This window comes from Pseudomonas sp. B21-059, assembly GCF_026016285.1.
GTDB classification, from domain to species: domain Bacteria; phylum Pseudomonadota; class Gammaproteobacteria; order Pseudomonadales; family Pseudomonadaceae; genus Aquipseudomonas; species Aquipseudomonas danubii.
The window spans coordinates 5,659,151-5,676,649 of sequence record NZ_CP087201.1; the positions used below are offsets into that span (position 1 = coordinate 5,659,151).

A 17,499-nucleotide genomic window follows, 5' to 3' on the forward strand; every position below is an offset into this window, starting at 1 on the left:
CCGTAGGCCTGAACGAAAATAACCAGGAGCTCAAGATGGAATCCGCAATCGACAGACATCTCAAATGCCCACGCAGCCTGTCGCGCCGCGTGCCCGAAGACTACCAACCGCCCTTTGCGATGTGGGTGGCACGGGCCGACGAGCAGTTGCAACAAGTGGTGATGGCCTACCTCGGCGTGCAGTATCGAGGCCAGGCCCAGCGCGAAGCCGCACTGCAGGCCATGCGTCACATTGTCGGCAGCTTCAGCCTGGCCGATGGCCCGCAGCACCATGATTTGACCCACCACACCGACAGCAGCGGCTTTGAGAATTTGATCGTGGTCGGGTACTGGAAAGACCCTGCTGCGCACTGTCGCTGGTTGCGCTCGGCGCCGGTGAACGACTGGTGGGCGTCACCGGATCGCCTCAACGACGGCCTTGGCTATTTTCGGGAAATCAGCGCACCACGCACCGAGCAGTTCGAGACGCTGTACGCCTTTCAGGACAACCTGCCCGGTGTCGGCGCGGTCATGGATGCAACCAGCGGGGAAATCGAAGAACACGGTTACTGGGGCTCGATGCGCGACCGCTTCCCGATCTCCCAAACGGACTGGATGAAACCTACCGGTGAACTGCAAGTGATCGCCGGCGACCCGGCCAAAGGCGGACGGGTGGTGGTCCTGGGGCATGACAACCTGACGCTGATTCGTTCGGGCCAGGACTGGGCGGATGCCGAGGCGGACGAACGCTCGCTCTACCTCGACGAAATTTTGCCCACCTTGCAAGACGGCATGGACTTCCTGCGCGACAACGGCCAACCGTTGGGCTGCTACAGCAACAGGTTCGTGCGCAACATCGACCTGGACGGCAACTTTCTCGACGTCAGCTACAACATCGGTCACTGGCGCTCGGTAGAAAAACTCGAACGCTGGGCTGAATCCCACCCGACTCACCTGCGCATTTTCGTGACGTTCTTCCGCGTGGCCGCAGGCCTGAAGAAGCTCAGGCTATACCACGAAGTGTCCGTGTCGGACGCCAAGAGCCAGGTATTCGAGTACATCAACTGTCACTCGCAGACCGGCCTGTTGCGCGACGCGCGTGCGCCGGGCACCTGAGCGCCAACGACGTTTAACCCCCTCCCCCCAACTCATGTCTACTCGCCACCCTTTCACGGGTGGCCGGGTCTGGCTGCGCGAGGAATAAACAATGAACAAGATCCGCCTGTTGCCCCTCTGCACCCTGTTACCGGCGCTACACGCGAGCGCCGGTGAAGTTGCGCCCGGCGATTATGAGCAATACCCGGCCGGCACCAACATCGGTGCGATTTATTACCAGCACGCCACCACAGACGCGGCTTATGCCAACGGACACAAGGTCAGCTCCGACTTCAAGGTGACCTCGGACGTCGGCATCCTGCGGCTGATCCATGTCTACGCGCTCAGCGACACCGTCACCATCGACCCGCAATTTCTTTTGCCTTTCGGCCACGTCTCCAGCGCGGCTGACGCCTCAACGCTGGGCAGCACCCGTGGCTTTGGCGACCTGATCCTCACCGCGCCGGTCAAGTGGCGGATCAACGAAGCCCGCGACACGCTCAGCATCGCCCCGTATCTGTACGTGCCTACGGGTACGTATGACAAGGACGATGCACTCAACATCGGAGAGAACCGCTGGAAATTCGAACTGCAGAGTGCCTACGTCAAACACTTCACAGAACAATGGGCCGTGGACCTGGTAGGCGGCGCCACCTGGTATGGAGACAACACTGATTACGCTGCCAATGCCGAGCGCATGAAGCAGGACGTCTCCTTTGCAGCACAGATCATGGGGCGTTACATGCCGAACGCCAGCACCGCGTTTGGCATCGGCTTCGGACGCACCTGGGGAGGTGAGACGAACATCGAACACGTCAATCAGGATAACGAGTTGGGCACCACCAACTTCCGCCTTACCGCCACCCAATTCGTCACCCCAAGGACCAGATCCAACTGCAATTGGGCAAGGACCTCTCGGTGGACAACGGCACCCAGGAAGACTTGCGGGTGAACCTGCGTTACGCGCGGATTTTTTGAAGCAAGAGCCCATCGGACCGCCACCGCACACCACGGTGCGCCTGGATGCCGGGGTGTCCGGCTCAGCCAAGTCGATGTCTTTTTCAACCAAGCCTGCGCCAGCAGGCTCGGACTATCTTGAGCGCCAGGCCCCACTGATGTTGATGAGCACGCCGTGCTCTTCGGCCACTTACGATAAGGACAGCCCAACCATGGCAATCGTTCGTCCCACCCTCGAACAGCTATTGGACATCTCCAGCAACCTGCACATGCAGCTCAGTGCAGAGCAAGCCGGTGAATACCTGGCGCTTATGCAGTCAAGCTTCGACGCTTATGACCTGATAGACGAGCTGCCTGACTTCATCCCGCCGGTACGTTACGAACGCAGCTCGGGCTATCGCCCGTCCAGTGCACACAACCCGCTCAACGCCTGGTACTTCCGAACGCAAGTCAGCGGTGCTGGCGAAGGCAAACTGGCGGGCAAAACGGTCGCACTCAAGGACAACATTTCACTGGCTGGCGTCCCCATGATGAATGGCGCCAAACCCCTTGAGGGGTTCATTCCATCCTTCGATGCCACCGTGGTCACTCGACTGCTGGATGCCGGCGCAACCATCCTCGGCAAGGCAACGTGCGAGCACTACTGCCTGTCTGGCGGCAGTCACACCTCCGATCCCGCGCCGGTGCACAACCCCTATCGCCACGGGTTTGCCTCGGGTGGCTCGTCTTCCGGCAGCGCCGCACTGGTGGCCGCAGGCGAGGTCGACCTGGCCGTGGGCGGCGACCAGGGTGGGTCGATCCGGATTCCTTCCGCCTTCTGCGGCACTTACGGAATGAAGCCGACCCATGGGCTGGTGCCTTACACCGGAATCATGGCCATCGAGGCGACTATCGATCATGCCGGCCCCATCAGCGCAAGCGTGCGGGACAACGCGTTGATGCTGGAGGTCATGGCGGGAGCCGATGGGCTCGATCCGCGCCAAGCCGCGCCCCAGGTCGACGCTTACACCGATTACCTGGAACGCGGTGTGAGCGGGCTGAGGATCGGCATCCTGCGCGAAGGCTTTGAGCTGGCCAACCAGGACCCGCGCGTGGCCGCCTGTGTACGCAATGCCATCGCAGCGTTTTCGCGGCTGGGCGCGCACGTCGAAGAGGTGTCGGTGCCCGAACACAAGATTGCCGGTTCGCTGTGGCACCCCATCGGCTGTGAAGGCCTGACGATGCAGATGATGCACGGCAATGGGGCCGGCTTTAACTGGAAAGGGCTGTATGACCTCGGGCTGCTGGACAAGCAAGCCGGATGGCGCGAGCAGGCCAATGACCTCAGCGCCTCTCTCAAACTGTGCATGTTCGTCGGGCAATACGGCCTGGACCGCTACAACGGTCATTTCTATGCCAAGGCGCAAAACCTCAGGCGCCTGGCACGCAGCGCTTATGACGCGGCATTGAGCCGTTACGACCTGCTGGTGATGCCCACCGTCCCGATCATTGCCCAACCCCACCCGGAGCCGGGTTGCTCGATCACCGAGTACGTGGCCCGCGCGCTGGAAATGATCGGCAATGCCTCCGCCCAGGACATCACCGGCCATCCGGCCATGTCGATTCCCTGCGGCCTGGTAGAGGGTTTGCCTGTCGGGCTGATGCTGGTGGGCAAGCACTATGCAGAAGGCACGATTTACCAAGCTGCCGCGGCGTTCGAAGCGGCGGTCGACTGGAAAAACAATTAGCCGGTGCGTCCCACGCAGCGCCAAAAGAACAAGCCGCCAGGCGCTGCCCAGAAGCTCAATGATGAGGAGTCAACTGATGACCACAGATGCAAAAAACACATCAACCCCAGGCGAGCGAGCACAGGCGTTACTACAAGTGCTCAAGCAAAAGGACCTGATCCCCGACGGTTACATCGAGCACATGACACAACTGATGGCGCACGAATGGAGCCCACAAAACGGTGCTCGGGTGGTGGCCAAGGCCTGGGTCGACCCGCAGTTCCGCGAACTGCTGCTCAAGGACGGCACCGCTGCCTGCGCCCAATTTGGCTATACCGGCCCGCAGGGTGAATACATCGTTGCCCTGGAAGACACGCCCAGTGTGAAAAACGTGATTGTGTGCAGCCTGTGCTCCTGCACCAACTGGCCGGTCCTGGGCTTGCCGCCTGAGTGGTACAAGGGCTTCGAGTTCCGCGCCCGACTGGTTCGCGAAGGGCGCACCGTCCTGCGGGAACTGGGCACTGAGCTGCCGGACGAAGTCACCGTCAAGGTGTGGGACACCAGCGCCGAAAGTCGCTACCTGGTACTGCCTGTGCGGCCTCAGGGCAGCGAGTCCATGGATGAAGAGGCTCTTCGACAATTGATCACCAAGGATGTCCTTATCGGCGTGGCGCTACCGCGTGTGGCCTGACCGGGACGCTGTCTTTCCTTCACTGTTCAGAGGTATTCACGATGGATGGCTTTCACGATCTCGGTGGGTTTCAAGGCTTTGGCAAAGTCCCGCACACCGTCAACAGCCTCAGCTACCAGCCTGTGTTCAAGCAAGACTGGGAGCACCTGGCCTACAGCTTGATGTTTATCGGTGCCGATCACTTGAAGAAGTTCAGCGTGGACGAAGTGCGCCACGCCGTCGAACGCCTGGATGTCCGCCAACATGTCGGCACCCAGTACTACGAACGCTACGTCATCGCGACCGCCACCCTGCTGGTGGAAACGGGCGTCATCACCCAGGCGGAGCTCGATCAGGCGCTGGGCTCTCACTTCAAGCTGGCGAACCCCGCGCATGCTCAGGGTCGCCCGGCGATCACCGGCCGGCCGCCCTTTGAAGTCGGCGACCGGGTTGTCGTGCGCGACGAGCATGTGGCCGGGCATATCCGCATGCCGGCCTACGTGCGCGGCAAAGAAGGCGTGGTCCTGCACCGGACCTCAGAAAAATGGCCGTTCCCGGACGCGATAGGTCATGGCGACTTGACCGCAGCCTATCAGCCGACCTACCACGTCGAGTTTCGCGTGAAAGACCTGTGGGGGGAGGCCGCCGATGATGGTTTCGTGGTGGTCGACCTGTTCGAAAGCTACCTGGACAAGGCCGCCAGCTCGCGAGCGGTGAACCTATGATTGACGGCGCCCAGGCGGGCCGACTGCCGGTGACCGTGCTTTCTGGCTTCCTCGGCGCCGGCAAGACCACCCTGCTCAACCATATCCTGCGCAATCGCGAAGGCCTGAGAGTGGCCGTCATCGTCAACGACATGAGCGAGGTCAACATCGATGCCGAAGAGGTGCAGCGCGACGTGATGCTGCACCGTGGTCGCGATGAGCTGATCGAAATGAGCAATGGCTGTATCTGCTGCACGCTGCGGGCCGACCTGCTCGAACAGATCAGCGCCCTGGCACGCCAGCAGCGCTTCGACTATCTGCTCATTGAGTCCACGGGGATCTCGGAGCCGATGCCGGTCGCCGAGACGTTCGCCTTCCTTGACGCCGAGGGCTTCAGCCTCAGCGAACTGGCGCGGCTCGACACCTTGGTCACGGTGGTCGACGGCAGTCGTTTTCAAGCGCTGCTGCAGTCACCGGACACCCTGCCCCACGACGATGCCCAGAACAACGCGCCCCAACGTCAGCTGGCAGACCTGCTGATCGAGCAGGTGGAATACGCCAACGTCATTCTGGTCAACAAACTCGATCTGATCGACGAGCCTGGCTACCAGGCGGTGCGCGCGATCCTCGCCGGCCTCAACCCCACCGCACGGATCATGCCGATGACCCAGGGCAACGTCGGCCTATCCAGCATCCTTGGCACGCACCTGTTTGATTTACCCAGCCTTGCCGCATCGCCGGGCTGGATGCGCAAGATGGAAGCCGAAGACGCACCGGCCTCCGAGTCGGACACCTATGGCGTGACATCCTGGGTGTACCGCGAGCGCGCGCCGTTTCACCCCCAGCGATTATTCGACTTTCTCCAGCAGCCCTGGCGCGACGGCCGCCTGTTGCGCTGCAAGGGTTACTTCTGGCTTGCCAGCCGACACCTGGAAACCGGCTTGCTGGTGCAAAGCGGCAAACAGTTCCAGTGGGACTTTGTCGGGCGCTGGTGGAACTTCATTGAGCAATCGCACTGGCCACGGGATGAATACCGCTTGCAGAGCATCATGGCCAAGTGGGACGGCATTGTCGGCGATTGCCGGCAGGAGTTGGTTTTCATTGGCCAGGATCTGGATACCGAGGCGTTACAGCGTGAACTCGACACCTGCTTGCTGAGTGCTCAGGAAATCGCCGCGGGCCCATCCACCTGGCAAACCCTGCCAGGGGCGACGGCGTTTGACGCCCATGCCTTGTCGACCCGCCAGACGCAATCCTTGCTGGCTGATCCATTGACCCCAGATAGAGGTATTGCATGAACTTTTTCAACCGAACCACCCGCTGGGTCTTGGCACCGCTCGCCGACAGGCTGGAACTGCCTGACCAGGACTGCACGCCGCTGTCGTCGAACAACCCGTTATTGCGCCGCATCCTGGCCGGGGTGGAACAACTGCTGCAGGAACGGCGAACCCTGAAGGACCAGGCACATGCCCTGAGCATGGACGTCGCCCGGTTGACTGAACAACTGGCCGAGCGCAACAGCCAGTGGCACCAAGCGCAAGCGTACTGGGCGCTGATCAGCCAAGGCGCAGGCGAGTGGTTTTGGACGCTGGAACTGGACGCAACCACCACCCCCACGCCGGAATGGGCCATGCACTGGACCGGGCCGGCATCGCTCCAGGTCCAGGGTGTCGATCAGCTGGGCGATTGGAGCGAACGACTGCACCCGGCTGACCAGCAACTGCATCTGGAGGCGCTCACCCGGCATCTGGCCGATCGCAGTGGGCGCACGCCGTTTACGCTGGACGCGCGGATGAAGCCGACCGCCGACGGCGACTATCGCTGGTGCCGAATCAGCGGGGTATCGCGGCGCGACGAGCAAGGCAAGGCGCTGGCCATCGGCGGCAGCGTTCGTGACATTCACGAACAGTATCTGCACAACCAGCAACTCGAACTGGCGGCCACCCGTTTCGACATTTCCCGGGAGATGCTGCACGACGGGCTCTGGGACATCGAGGTGGTAGCCGGCGACCCGGCGAACCCGAAAAACACCATTTGGTGGTCGTCGCAAATGCGTCGGCTATTGGGGTGCAACACGGTTGAGGAGTTTCCCAACACCCTGGAAAGCTGGACCTCACGCTTGCATCCCGACGATAGCGCACGGGCCATCGGTGCCTTTGTCGCCCACGTTAACGATCGCAGCGGCAAGACACCGTTCGATGTGGCCTATCGACTGAAGCACAAAAATGGCACATACCGCTGGTTTCGCGGCCGCGGACAAACACGACGTGCGCAGGACGGCTCCCCGCAAAGAGTGGTGGGCGCCATCACCGATATCCATGCCCACCATGAAGAAAGCGCGATGCGCGAAGCTCAGGCGGAACAACATCGGGTGATGCAGGAAACCCTCAACAAACTGACGCAAATTGTCGCCACCATCCAGGGCATCGCCAGCCAGACCAACCTGTTGGCGTTGAACGCCGCCATCGAGGCAGCGCGTGCCGGCGAGGCCGGACGCGGCTTTGCGGTGGTCGCCGATGAAGTACGCAAGCTGGCCACCCGGACCAGCCAGGCGACCCAGCAAGCGGCAGAGATGATGGATAGCTAGCGGCACCCTCAGCGAACGGAGGGCGCACGCTGCGGTTCTTTTCGGTCAGTTGAACGGCTGCGGACGCGGTGTCTGCGCCGAGGACGGCGGTAGCATCGGTAATTTGAAGTCCGGCTGATCGCCGGTCAGGGTTTCCAGGAAGGCCACGATCTGGCCGACTTCCTCAGTGCCCAGCTTGCGCCCCAGTTGCAGGCGGGCCATCACGTCCACCGCCTCTTCCAGCTTCCAGTAGGCACCATCGTGGAAGTAGGGATAGGTCAGCGCCACGTTGCGCAGGGTCGGCACCTTGAACAGCATCCGGTCGGCGTCCTTGCCGGTCAGTCCGGCCACGCCCTGGGCTGGGTTCTGGGTGACGTAGGGTTCGATCATGCCCATTTTCTGAAACGAGCCGCCGCCCACCGCCTCGCCGTTATGGCAGGCCACGCAGCCGATGGACTTGAACAGTTGGTAGCCCTTGAGCGCAGTCGGGCTGATGGCCGCCTTGTCGCCCTTGAGCCAGCGGTCGAACGGCGCGTTGGGCGTCACCAGGGTGTCTTCGAAGGCGGCAATGGCGTTGGTGGCGTCTTCGAACCTGATCTCATCGTTGCCATACACACGCTTGAACGAAGCCCGGTACTGGGGAATGGAACGCAGTACGTCCACCGCCAGGTCATGGGTAAAACCCATCTCCCCCGGGTTGGTGATCGGGCCGCTGGCCTGCTCCTGCAGCGTCGCCGCACGGCCATCCCAGTACTGGGCAAAACTCAGCCCAGAGTTGAGCACCGTGGGCGAGTTGATCGGCCCCTGGTGCCAGTTGTGGCCGATGGAGGTGGGCAGGTTGTCGCTGCCACCCATGCTCAGGTTGTGACAGGAGTTGCAGGAGATGAAACCGGATTTGGACAAGCGCGGGTCGAAGAACAGCTGCTTGCCCAACTCCACCTTGGCCACATCACTGATCTTCGCCGGCTGCACCGGCAGGATCGGCTCGCTCGGCGTCTCTCCCCGTGCCTCGCTCCCCAGCAGCAATCCGAACACAAGTAACCACTTACAACCGTGCATGGCGTCCTCTCATCAGGCTTATGGTTTGCTGCACCATGTGCCCAACCTCCCCCAGCCGCCCTGACTCAGATCAATCGGTGGCCGGGTGCACGCCTGCCTGCGACCCTATGTACAGGGCCGCTGAGCAGCGCCTTGCCACTGGCCCAGCGCACGGTCATGGCCACCTGCCGGCCCTGCTGGCGGCGCCACTGCTGTACATTCCCCTCCACGGACGACACCTCATTTCCCAGTGAACGGAGCTCAACGCGTGTTCTCGATATTCCCTCCCCGTCACCCCTCACTCCTCAGCCTCGGCCTGCTGGCCGCCGCCCTCAGCCTCAGCGCCTGCAACAACCCGCCCTCTTCCACCGCCCTGCCTGCCGCTCCGGAAATCGCTTCGGGCTACCGCACCGACATGCAAACCCGGCATGCCGACAAACACATGGCGGCCGCCGCCAACCCGCTGGCCGCCGAGGCCGGGCGCGAGATGCTGCGCAAAGGCGGCTCGGCCATTGATGCGGCGATTGCCATGCAAGCGGTGCTGACCCTGGTGGAGCCGCAGTCCTCGGGGATTGGCGGCGGCGCGATGATCGTGCTCTGGGACGGCAAGGCCGTGCGCACTTATGACGGTCGGGAAACCGCGCCGGCGGGCGCCACCGAGAAGCTCTTCCTGCAGGCGGACGGCAAGCCGATGCCCTTCCCTCAGGCGCAGATCGGCGGCCGCTCGGTGGGCACCCCAGGCGTGCTGCGGGCCCTGGAAATGGCCCACCAGAAACACGGGCGCCTGCCTTGGGCGCAATTGTTCGAACCGGCGATCCGCCTGGCCGAGCAAGGCTTCGCCATCTCGCCACGGCTGCACAGCATGATCAGCGCCGACCCGTTCCTGGCGCGCTCGCCGGACATGGCCGCGTACTTCCTGAATGCCGACGGCACGCCGAAAGCCGTGGGCACCTTGCTGAAAAATCCACAGCTGGCCGCCGTGCTCAAACGCATCGCCCAGGAAGGCCCGGACGCCCTGTACACAGGCCCGGTGGCCGCGGAAATCGTCGCCAGGGTCCAGGGCCACGCCAACCCCGGCAGCCTGTCGCTCAACGACCTGCAAGGCTACCGCGCCAAGGAACGCGCGCCGCTGTGCAGCGACTACAAGCGCTGGCAGGTGTGCGGCATGCCGCCGCCTTCATCGGGCGGTGTGGCGGTGGCGCAGATCCTCGGCACCCTGCAGGCTCTGGAACAACGCGACCCGCGCTACACCCTGGCCAACCTCAAGCCGCAGAAAACCAACCTGCCCGCCGGCCTTGAGCCAGCGCCACAAGCGGTACACCTGATCGCCGAAGCCGAACGCCTGGCCTATGCCGACCGTGGCCTGTACGTGGCCGACAGCGACTTTGTGCCAGTACCGGTGGCCGGCCTGATCGCCCCGGACTACCTGGCCCAGCGCGCTGCGCTGATTGGCGAACGCAGCATGGGCAAGGCCGAACCGGGCAAGCCTCAGGGCATCCAGGTGGCTTACGCACCGGACCGTTCGCCAATGCGCATCTCCACCTCGCAAGTGGTGGCGGTGGATGACTTAGGCGGCGCGGTGTCCATGACCACCACGGTGGAAGCGGCCTTTGGTTCGCACCTGATGGTCCAGGGCTTCATGCTCAACAACCAGCTGACCGACTTCTCCTTCATCCCCGAGGAAAACGGCCAGAAGGTGGCCAACCGCGTCGAACCGGGCAAGCGCCCGCGCTCCTCCATGGCGCCGACCCTGGTCTTCGACCGCGCCAGCGGCGAACTGCTGGCCAGCGTCGGCTCCCCCGGCGGCTCGCAGATCATCGAGTACGTGGCCAAGTCGGTGGTGGGCATGCTCGACTGGAACCTCGACCCGCAAGCCGCCGTCGGCCTGCCCAACTTCGGCAGCCGCAACGGCCCTACCGAACTGGAGAAGGGCCAGTTCAGCCCGGCGCTGAAACAGGCGCTGAGAGCCCAGGGTCATGAACTGAACGAGATCGACATGACCAGCGGCACCCAAGCCATCGTTCGCGTGCGTGATGCACAGGGCAAGGCGTCCTGGGCCGGCGGCGCCGATCCACGGCGCGAAGGGGAAGCGCTGGGGGATTGAAGGCCCTGCGCTGAACCCGAGGGCCGGCCGTGAGGCTGGCCCTTTTTTGTGGGCGGGGGCCCAGGGCACTGTATGCAAGATTTTGCGGCGCTCTGTGTCTGACCCGGCCTGTGGATCTGCCCTAGCATCGTCCCTGCCCACCGAGGAACCGACGATGAACAAGATTGCAGCCGACCTTGATATTCCGGGCCTTAGCCCACGACGCCTGACGCCCCAGGACCTTGAATTGATCTGCCGCCATCGCCAGGCGATGTTTCTCGATGCGGGTAAGGACCTCTCCACCTTGCAGGTGATGACCGAGCACTTTCGCCCCTGGTTGCGCGAACGCCTGGAGGACGGCCGCTACTACGGCTTCGCCCTGATGGACGCCGAGCAGAGCGTGGCCAGCATCGGCCTGATGAACATCGACTGGCCGCCCCACCCTTCCCATCCAACTCAGGACCAGCGCGGCTACGTGCTCAACGTCTACGTCGAACCGGCCTACCGGCGCCGCGGCCTGGCGTCGGCGCTGATGAAACTGGCAGAGGCCGAGTTCAGCCAGCGCGGGCTGGGCTTTGCCGTGCTGCATGCGACCGAGGCCGGCAAGCCGCTGTATCAGGGGCTGGGTTGGGCCGCGACCAGTGAGATGGCGAAACAGGGCTTTCTGTAGCCGCTGCCGCAGGCTGCGACAAGGACCGAAGGGCCTTCGGCGCCTGGGAGATCGCTGCGACCGTTCCGGTCGTTCGCAGCCTGCGGCAGCGGCTACAGGGTTGGTTCACAAAATGTCGCAGTAATGCCGTTGCGACGCCCCCTACTCCAACCTATGGTTCGACCGTCGCTGCAAAATCAGCGAACAGGCTTGGCGGCCTGATAGAATCGAGGCGCAACAGCGCCCCACCCACATGCGGGCGCTTTTTTTGCGCCCGCATACCTGCGTTATGGCGGGTTGCGTGGGAGAACCTTCGGGTTCGCCGGTTCCTTGATTCCCGGTCCGCCAATCCTGCGCAATCCGCCACCCTGATCTGCTTGGCGGCAGACGGTGACGGTCCTTCGAATCAAGGAGTCGTGACCATGAACTGCTTCTGCAATCTGTTTCTCCATTACCTCCCGTCACAAAAAGCCGGAGGTGCCCGATGACCACTCAATCGCCCCTGACCACCCTCGGTGAAATCCGCTTTTCCCAGTGCGGCGAACACCTGCATCCGCTGTTTCGGGTGAATGCCGACGTGCCGATCAGCGATGCCCTGGAACACGCCTCTGCGCTGTTGCATCTGGCAAAGCAATTCACCCTGGAGGCCGCCATGGAGCCGCGGTGCGACCGCTATGCTTGGGCGGCACACTACCTGGCAGAGATGGGCAAGGCACTGATGGACGACGTGCACGCCACGCTCTCTGCATGACCTGATCGTCCCTGAGCCGACGTTGCCTGCGCGGGCAGATCCAGCGATCTGCCCGTACATCGCTTGACGCACTCAGCGACTTGTTTAAGTCCCAGGACGGGACTAGGATCACGCCATGAGAATTATTGCAGTCAGTCAGTTGAAGGCCTTCTGGGAGAAGTACCCGGACGCAGAACAGCCCTTGCTGGCCTGGGTCGATGAAGCAAGGAAAGCCGAGTGGTCCAACCCTGCGCAGATCAAGGACCAGTATCGCAACGCGAGCATTCTCAAAAGCCGCAGGGTGGTCTTCAACATCAAGGGGAATGAGTATCGACTGATCGTTGCCGTGGCCTATCGCTTCGGCGCGCTCTACATCAAGTTCGTAGGTACCCACCAGCAGTACGATGCCATTGACGCCGACAGCGTAGACATGGAGCAACCCGCATGAACATCCGCCCTATCCACACCGACCAGGATTACCGCGCCGCGCTCAAAAGCGTCTCGCCCCTGTTCGACAACGAACCGCAGCCCGGGACGCCTGAAGGCGATTACTTCGATGTGATGATCACCCTGATCGAGGCATACGAAGCCAGGCAGTTTCCCCTGGACCTGCCCAACCCGATCGAGGCGATCAAGTTCCGCATGGAGCAATCCGGCTTGTCCGCCGCCGACCTGGCGCCGGCCATCGGCCGCACCAATCGCGTCTACGAAGTGCTCAACGGCAAGCGCGCGCTGACCCTGCCGATGATCTGGAAACTGCACCAGCTGTTCGGCATCCCGGCCGAAAGCCTGATCAAGCCGAGCAAATCGTCCTGAGCCACGCTGCCGGGCTTGAGCTTGCCCTTGGGTAAACCCTCAGACTGCCGTCCAGCCCCACCACCCAAAGGACGTTCCATGCTCACCATCGGCCAAATGGCTCGCTGCCACAGCCTCACCACCAAGACCCTGCGCCATTACGACAGCATCGGCCTGTTCACCCCGGCCCTCACCGGCCGTGACAACGGCTATCGCTACTACAGCCCGGAACAGATCGTGACCCTGGGCCGCATCGTCTGGCTGCGGCAACTGGGCATGTCCCTGGAAGACATCCGCACGCTGGCGGACCAGGGCGGCCTGGACAGCGTGTTGCACATGCAGCAATCACTGCAGGACCACGCCCGGCAGTTGGAAAGCGAGATTGCCCGCAGCCAGAAAGTGCTCGGTCATCTGCAGCGCTATCTGGCGCAGCCGCAACGCCAGATTCCTGCGCCGCAAACGCCGGAAAAAGTGCTCCTGGCGCCGCTGCGAATCATCGGCATGGCCTGGCAGCAGAATGATCCCGGCTCCATCGCCGAACTCTGGCAGCGCTTCGAACCCCGGGAGCAGGAGATCCAGCGACTGGCCGACCCTGTTGGCACTTACGGCATCTGCCAACCTCTGGAGGACGGCCATTGGCGCTACATCGCCGGCTTGCCGGTGGCGGCCGACGCGCCCTTGGTGCCGGGCATGGTGGAACTGGAAATCCCCGGCCGCCACTACGCCCGGGTCGAGCATCACGGCACGGTGCAAACCCTGCCGGAAACCTTCCGCGCCGCCTACAGCGAATGGCTGCCCGCGGCCGGGCTGCTGCCCATCGAAGCCCTGGAGTTCGAGTACAGCGGCGAACGCTTTCTGGGCCCCATGAATCCCCACAGCGTGGTGGAGTTGTATATCCCGTTGAACGCCTGAAACGCCCGGCAGACGGGCCCGTACTGGGAAGACCGCTGGTCTGGGAGCCTGTCCGGGCCAGCCGTTGTCAGCAAAAGTACCGCGGATGCCGTTATGCTCTGCAACCATTCCCAGGTAACCGAGCGAAGGCCCGATGAGTTTCCAGGCAGGTGTGTTGCAGCAGATAACCGGCATCCGTCATGACTTTTCCAACGTGGGCGCTGCCCTGCCGGCCAATCTGTTCTTCTGCTCCCAGGTCCACAGCGGCGAAGTGGTGGAAGCCAGTACCACCCTGCCCAGCGGCATCATTCGTGGCGACGCGGTACTGACCCGCTCGGCCCGGCCGATTGCGGTGGTCACCGCCGATTGCCTGCCGATGTTGATCAGCAGCCACGACGGCGCCTGGGTAGCAGCGGTGCATGGCGGCTGGAAAGGCCTGCACGGCGGGATCATTGCCCATGTGCTGGAGCACTTCGCCGCTCGGGGCATCGGCGTACATCAGTTGCGCGTGGCCATTGGCCCGTCGATCAAGCCTTGCTGCTATGAAGTCAGTGCGGATTTCGTCAACCACTTGTCTGCCAGCCAAAGCCATCTGTGGCCCGCAGCTCAGGCCCCCTGGAGCCGTCAGCAACCGGCCCCCTTGCTGCCGCCCGAGATCACCCCGCCGCAACCGACCCAGGAAGGCTCGCTGTGGTTCGACCTGAGCCGCTATGCCCTGTACTTGCTGCGTGCGGCCGGGATGAGTGATGAACAGGTCGAGTTCAGCCCACTGTGCACCTACTGCTCGACCCCGAAGCTGGCCAGCTACCGGCGCCGGGGCCATCGCGGTGACGAGAAGGCCTTTCAATACTCCTGGATAGCCCGCACATGAGCCCGGTGCTTGCATTGCAAGCCACCACCGCAAACGATCTGGAAACCCTAGTCAACATGCGTATAACGGCGATGCGCGACAGCCTGGAACGCATCGGACGCTTCGACCCGCAGCGCGCCCGAGAACGCTTTGTGGCAAGTTTTGCTTGCGAACGATGCCAATTCATCTGTCTCGACGGACAGCATGTAGGCTTCATTCAGAGCCAAGCCTATAGCGATCATTTGCTTTTGCAGCACCTGTACGTCATGCCTGATTTTCAGGGGCAGGGCATCGGCGAGAAGGCCTTGAAACCGCTGATTGATCGATCAACCCTGGAACAGGTGCCAATCCGCCTGGATGCCCTGCGTGGCAGTGACTCGAATCGTTTTTATCGACGCCTGGGTTTTGTTCAGGTCAGTGAAAGCGAATGGGATATTCATTACCTTCGCCCGGCAGATCCGCTGCGTCGTGAGTCATCCCGCGCAGACCTGCCTGAATGCCAGTAGGCGTCCCACCCCAAGCGGCGCTAACGTTGCCGCTTCTTCAGACCCAACCAAGGAGTGCCCGTGTCTGACAACCTCTATGCCCCGCCCAAGGCGGAACTGGTCGCGCCGTCCCCCCAAGCGCAGCTGCAACCGTTCTATGTGGTGTCCAGGGCCAAGTTCATCACCCTGTACATCGTCACTTTCGGCATTTACCAGCTGTATTGGGCCTACAAGCACTGGCATCAATTCAGGCATGCCAGCGGCCAGGAACTGTGGCCCGTGGCCCGGGCGTTTTTTGCGATTTTCTTCACCCACGCGCTGTACCGCGAAGCCGATGCACAGCTCAAGCGCGACGGCCGCAGCCATGACTGGCGGCCCGGTGAACTGGCAACCCTGTTTGTGGTGGGGCTGATCGTCAACAACGTGGTGGATGCCCTGTCACGCAAGAACATCGGCTACCCGGTGACCGACATCGCCAGCCTGGCGCTGCTGCCAGTGCTGGCATGGGTCACCTGGCTGGGCCAGCGGGGTCTGAATGCTGCTGCGGGTGACCCCGAGGGTCGCAGCAACGCCCGCTTCACACCCATCAACTACGTGTTCATCGTGCTTGGGTCGCTGTTGCTGGCGCTGGCCTGCATCGGGCTGATGCTGCCGCCGGAATGAGCCCGGAAGGAGGCTCGCCTTAGCGGGTGATTTTCAAGGTTTGGCGCTCGCCGTGACGCTCCAGGGCCAGCTCGATCAGCCGGCTGACCAGCTCGCTGTAGCTCATGCCGGCGGCCTGCCATAGTTTGGGGTACATGCTGATACGCGTGAACCCTGGCAGGGAGTTGATTTCATTGATCAGCACTTCGCCACTGTCAGTGAGGAACACATCGACCCGGGCCAGCCCGGAGCAACCCAGTACCTGGAATGCCTCGATGGCCAGGGCCTGAATCCGCTCGCTATCAGCCGGACTGATCGCCGCCGGTACCACCACCTGAGCCGCCTGTTCGTCGATGTACTTGCTGTCGTAGGAATAGAAGCCCTGGCTGACCACGATCTCGCCACAGCCACTGGCAAGCGGCTGGTCATTGCCCAGCACCGCGCATTCGATTTCCCGCCCCCGCACTGCCGACTCCACCAGCACCTTGTGGTCAAAGCTCAGGGCCAGTTCCACGGCAGCCAGATAATCGGCTTCGCTTTCGACCTTGCTCACCCCCACCGACGAGCCCTGGTTCGCCGGTTTGACGAACAGCGGCAAGCCGAGTTTCTCCCGGGCCTGGGCAAAACCGTAGCGACCACGAGTGGCACGGGTCAGGGTGATAAACGGCGTCACCGCCAGCCCGGCATCGCGCAGCAAGCGCTTGCTGATGTCCTTGTCCATGCATACCGCCGAGCCCAGTACATCGGAGCCGACAAAGGGCAGGTCGGCCATGCGCAACAAGCCCTGCAGGCAGCCATCTTCCCCCAGGGTGCCGTGGACGATAGGGAAGATCACATCGACATGGCCCAGCAGTTCCTGGCTGGAGGTTTCCACCAGTTGCTGACTGGCCTTGCCCGGTACCACCGCCAGTTCGCGGTTGGACTGGTTGAGGGCAATCAGCGCCGGGTTTTCCTGGTTGATCAGAAAGTTCGAGGTGTCATTGAGGTGCCAGTGGCCCTGCTTGTCGATACCGATCAGCACCGGCTCGAAGCGCGAACGATCCAGGGCATCGACGATGTTGCGCGCCGACTGCAACGACACTTCGTGTTCGGCCGAACGGCCACCAAAAATAATTCCGACCCGCAACTTGCTCATGAATGGTTCCCGTTAAAAAAATGATCGCTGACGCTTCTCTTGGTTTCAGCTGGGGCTGTAGCGCAAATGGATCAACGCCACCCGCTCCTGCTCCTTGTTCTTGCGCTCTTCGATGGCGAACGGCACAAAACCCAGCTTCGGATAGAACAGCAACCCCGCCACATTGCTGTTGAAGCAGGACAGCGTCACCTCGCTGGCCTGGTGCTTGCTGCGAGCGATATGGATCATCTGCCCGATCAGTTGCGCTCCCAGGCCCGCGCCGCGCACCTCTGGGTCGACGATGACATTGCCGATGGTGCAGGTGCCGCCACTGGCCCAGCGATAGAAGTTGGCAAAGCCCACTACCTGCCCATCCAACTCGATCACTGTCGAGTCGCTGCGCTGGGCGATGGAGTCGCGCAGCTGTTTGTGGGTCAGCGGCCAGGTGGCAGCGGGAAAAAAGAAATACAACTCTTGGGGACTGCCCACGAAACTGCAGATCCGCGCAATGTCGGCGTCCGCTACCGGGCGAAAAACAACAGCCAT

Annotated in this window: 17 protein-coding genes and 3 pseudogenes; 17 read left to right on the forward strand and 3 right to left on the reverse strand. The window is 62.6% G+C overall.

Annotated elements, in window-relative coordinates:
• Positions 1 to 35: 35 nt before the first annotated feature.
• The 8 genes and pseudogenes from LOY69_RS25090 to LOY69_RS30690 form a co-directional block, all read left to right on the forward strand.
• Entirely contained in the window at positions 36 to 1,094 is a 1,059-nt protein-coding gene (locus LOY69_RS25090; RefSeq protein ID WP_265073747.1) for a phenylacetaldoxime dehydratase family protein, read from the forward strand.
• A 91-nt stretch (positions 1,095 to 1,185) separates the two neighbouring features.
• Positions 1,186 to 2,051: pseudogene (locus LOY69_RS25095) on the forward strand (transporter).
• A gap of 191 nt (positions 2,052 to 2,242) precedes the next feature.
• Positions 2,243 to 3,757 (forward strand): amidase, encoded by a 1,515-nt coding sequence (locus LOY69_RS25100; protein ID WP_102880936.1) that lies wholly within the window; start codon positions 2,243 to 2,245, stop codon positions 3,755 to 3,757.
• Positions 3,758 to 3,833: 76 nt separating this feature from the next.
• Positions 3,834 to 4,427: a nitrile hydratase subunit alpha gene (gene nthA / locus LOY69_RS25105; protein WP_102880937.1), complete on the forward strand. Its 594-nt coding sequence runs from the start codon at positions 3,834 to 3,836 to the stop codon at positions 4,425 to 4,427.
• 41 nt (positions 4,428 to 4,468) lie between these two features.
• The gene (gene nthB, locus LOY69_RS25110) at positions 4,469 to 5,131 is read left to right on the forward strand and encodes a nitrile hydratase subunit beta (protein WP_102880938.1); all 663 of its coding nucleotides are present in this window, start codon (positions 4,469 to 4,471) and stop codon (positions 5,129 to 5,131) included.
• Positions 5,128 to 6,408 carry a GTP-binding protein gene (locus LOY69_RS25115; protein ID WP_265073748.1) on the forward strand — a complete coding sequence of 427 codons (1,281 nt, stop codon included), beginning with the start codon at positions 5,128 to 5,130 and terminating at the stop codon, positions 6,406 to 6,408. The genes nthB and LOY69_RS25115 overlap by 4 nt, the downstream gene beginning before the upstream one ends.
• A gap of 332 nt (positions 6,409 to 6,740) precedes the next feature.
• Positions 6,741 to 7,418, forward strand: a pseudogene (locus LOY69_RS30685) (PAS domain-containing protein); the annotation flags it as partial.
• A 15-nt stretch (positions 7,419 to 7,433) separates the two neighbouring features.
• Positions 7,434 to 7,688 (forward strand): annotated as a pseudogene (locus LOY69_RS30690) (methyl-accepting chemotaxis protein); the annotation flags it as partial.
• 54 nt (positions 7,689 to 7,742) lie between these two features.
• On the opposite strand, the gene LOY69_RS25130 reads toward LOY69_RS30690, so the two are convergent.
• Complete coding sequence (locus tag LOY69_RS25130; protein ID WP_306383202.1) at positions 7,743 to 8,711, reverse strand: cytochrome-c peroxidase; 969 nt, start codon at positions 8,709 to 8,711, stop codon at positions 7,743 to 7,745.
• 271 nt (positions 8,712 to 8,982) lie between these two features.
• Between LOY69_RS25130 and ggt the strand changes: the two genes are divergently transcribed.
• The 9 genes from ggt to LOY69_RS25175 all read left to right on the forward strand — a co-directional run bounded on the left by ggt (position 8,983) and on the right by LOY69_RS25175 (position 15,860).
• Positions 8,983 to 10,818, forward strand: coding sequence for a gamma-glutamyltransferase (gene ggt / locus LOY69_RS25135; RefSeq protein ID WP_265073749.1), 1,836 nt, complete (start codon positions 8,983 to 8,985; stop codon positions 10,816 to 10,818).
• A gap of 154 nt (positions 10,819 to 10,972) precedes the next feature.
• Positions 10,973 to 11,467: a GNAT family N-acetyltransferase gene (locus LOY69_RS25140; protein ID WP_123393939.1), complete on the forward strand. Its 495-nt coding sequence runs from the start codon at positions 10,973 to 10,975 to the stop codon at positions 11,465 to 11,467.
• 463 nt (positions 11,468 to 11,930) lie between these two features.
• Positions 11,931 to 12,197, forward strand: coding sequence for a DUF3077 domain-containing protein (locus LOY69_RS25145; RefSeq protein WP_248764742.1), 267 nt, complete (start codon positions 11,931 to 11,933; stop codon positions 12,195 to 12,197).
• A 115-nt stretch (positions 12,198 to 12,312) separates the two neighbouring features.
• Positions 12,313 to 12,624 carry a type II toxin-antitoxin system HigB family toxin gene (locus LOY69_RS25150; RefSeq protein WP_072450953.1) on the forward strand — a complete coding sequence of 104 codons (312 nt, stop codon included), beginning with the start codon at positions 12,313 to 12,315 and terminating at the stop codon, positions 12,622 to 12,624.
• Complete coding sequence (locus LOY69_RS25155; RefSeq protein ID WP_016967390.1) at positions 12,621 to 12,992, forward strand: helix-turn-helix domain-containing protein; 372 nt, start codon at positions 12,621 to 12,623, stop codon at positions 12,990 to 12,992. The genes LOY69_RS25150 and LOY69_RS25155 overlap by 4 nt, the downstream gene beginning before the upstream one ends.
• Before the next feature lie 78 nt (positions 12,993 to 13,070).
• On the forward strand, positions 13,071 to 13,883 hold the full coding sequence (locus tag LOY69_RS25160) for a MerR family transcriptional regulator (protein WP_110652212.1): 813 nt from the start codon (positions 13,071 to 13,073) through the stop codon (positions 13,881 to 13,883).
• A gap of 133 nt (positions 13,884 to 14,016) precedes the next feature.
• Entirely contained in the window at positions 14,017 to 14,733 is a 717-nt protein-coding gene (locus LOY69_RS25165) for a polyphenol oxidase family protein (protein WP_253085011.1), read from the forward strand.
• On the forward strand, positions 14,730 to 15,218 hold the full coding sequence (locus LOY69_RS25170; RefSeq protein WP_265073750.1) for a GNAT family N-acetyltransferase: 489 nt from the start codon (positions 14,730 to 14,732) through the stop codon (positions 15,216 to 15,218). The genes LOY69_RS25165 and LOY69_RS25170 overlap by 4 nt, the downstream gene beginning before the upstream one ends.
• 60 nt (positions 15,219 to 15,278) lie before the next feature.
• Positions 15,279 to 15,860 (forward strand): DUF4234 domain-containing protein, encoded by a 582-nt coding sequence (locus LOY69_RS25175; protein ID WP_110652209.1) that lies wholly within the window; start codon positions 15,279 to 15,281, stop codon positions 15,858 to 15,860.
• Positions 15,861 to 15,879: 19 nt separating this feature from the next.
• Here the strand turns inward: LOY69_RS25175 and ddlA are convergent, their stop codons facing one another.
• Both ddlA and LOY69_RS25185 read right to left on the reverse strand, forming a co-directional pair.
• The gene (ddlA, locus tag LOY69_RS25180) at positions 15,880 to 16,974 is read right to left on the reverse strand and encodes a D-alanine--D-alanine ligase (RefSeq protein ID WP_265073751.1); all 1,095 of its coding nucleotides are present in this window, start codon (positions 16,972 to 16,974) and stop codon (positions 15,880 to 15,882) included.
• A gap of 45 nt (positions 16,975 to 17,019) precedes the next feature.
• Positions 17,020 to 17,499: a GNAT family N-acetyltransferase gene (locus LOY69_RS25185; RefSeq protein WP_102880953.1), complete on the reverse strand. Its 480-nt coding sequence runs from the start codon at positions 17,497 to 17,499 to the stop codon at positions 17,020 to 17,022.

Excerpts from the sequence above, each read along its gene's own strand:
- LOY69_RS25160 (WP_110652212.1), top strand. The coding sequence starts at position 13,071 with ATGCTCACCATCGGCCAAATGGCTCGCTGCCACAGCCTCACCACCAAG.
- LOY69_RS25155 (WP_016967390.1), top strand. The coding sequence starts at position 12,621 with ATGAACATCCGCCCTATCCACACCGACCAGGATTACCGCGCCGCGCTC.
- ddlA (WP_265073751.1), bottom strand. The coding sequence starts at position 16,974 with ATGAGCAAGTTGCGGGTCGGAATTATTTTTGGTGGCCGTTCGGCCGAA.
- LOY69_RS25090 (WP_265073747.1), top strand. The coding sequence starts at position 36 with ATGGAATCCGCAATCGACAGACATCTCAAATGCCCACGCAGCCTGTCG.
- LOY69_RS25140 (WP_123393939.1), top strand. The coding sequence starts at position 10,973 with ATGAACAAGATTGCAGCCGACCTTGATATTCCGGGCCTTAGCCCACGA.
- LOY69_RS25150 (WP_072450953.1), top strand. The coding sequence starts at position 12,313 with ATGAGAATTATTGCAGTCAGTCAGTTGAAGGCCTTCTGGGAGAAGTAC.
- nthB (WP_102880938.1), top strand. The coding sequence starts at position 4,469 with ATGGATGGCTTTCACGATCTCGGTGGGTTTCAAGGCTTTGGCAAAGTC.
- nthA (WP_102880937.1), top strand. The coding sequence starts at position 3,834 with ATGACCACAGATGCAAAAAACACATCAACCCCAGGCGAGCGAGCACAG.
- LOY69_RS25145 (WP_248764742.1), top strand. The coding sequence starts at position 11,931 with ATGACCACTCAATCGCCCCTGACCACCCTCGGTGAAATCCGCTTTTCC.
- LOY69_RS25115 (WP_265073748.1), top strand. The coding sequence starts at position 5,128 with ATGATTGACGGCGCCCAGGCGGGCCGACTGCCGGTGACCGTGCTTTCT.
- LOY69_RS25165 (WP_253085011.1), top strand. The coding sequence starts at position 14,017 with ATGAGTTTCCAGGCAGGTGTGTTGCAGCAGATAACCGGCATCCGTCAT.
- LOY69_RS25185 (WP_102880953.1), bottom strand. The coding sequence starts at position 17,499 with ATGGCTGTTGTTTTTCGCCCGGTAGCGGACGCCGACATTGCGCGGATC.
- LOY69_RS25170 (WP_265073750.1), top strand. The coding sequence starts at position 14,730 with ATGAGCCCGGTGCTTGCATTGCAAGCCACCACCGCAAACGATCTGGAA.
- LOY69_RS25100 (WP_102880936.1), top strand. The coding sequence starts at position 2,243 with ATGGCAATCGTTCGTCCCACCCTCGAACAGCTATTGGACATCTCCAGC.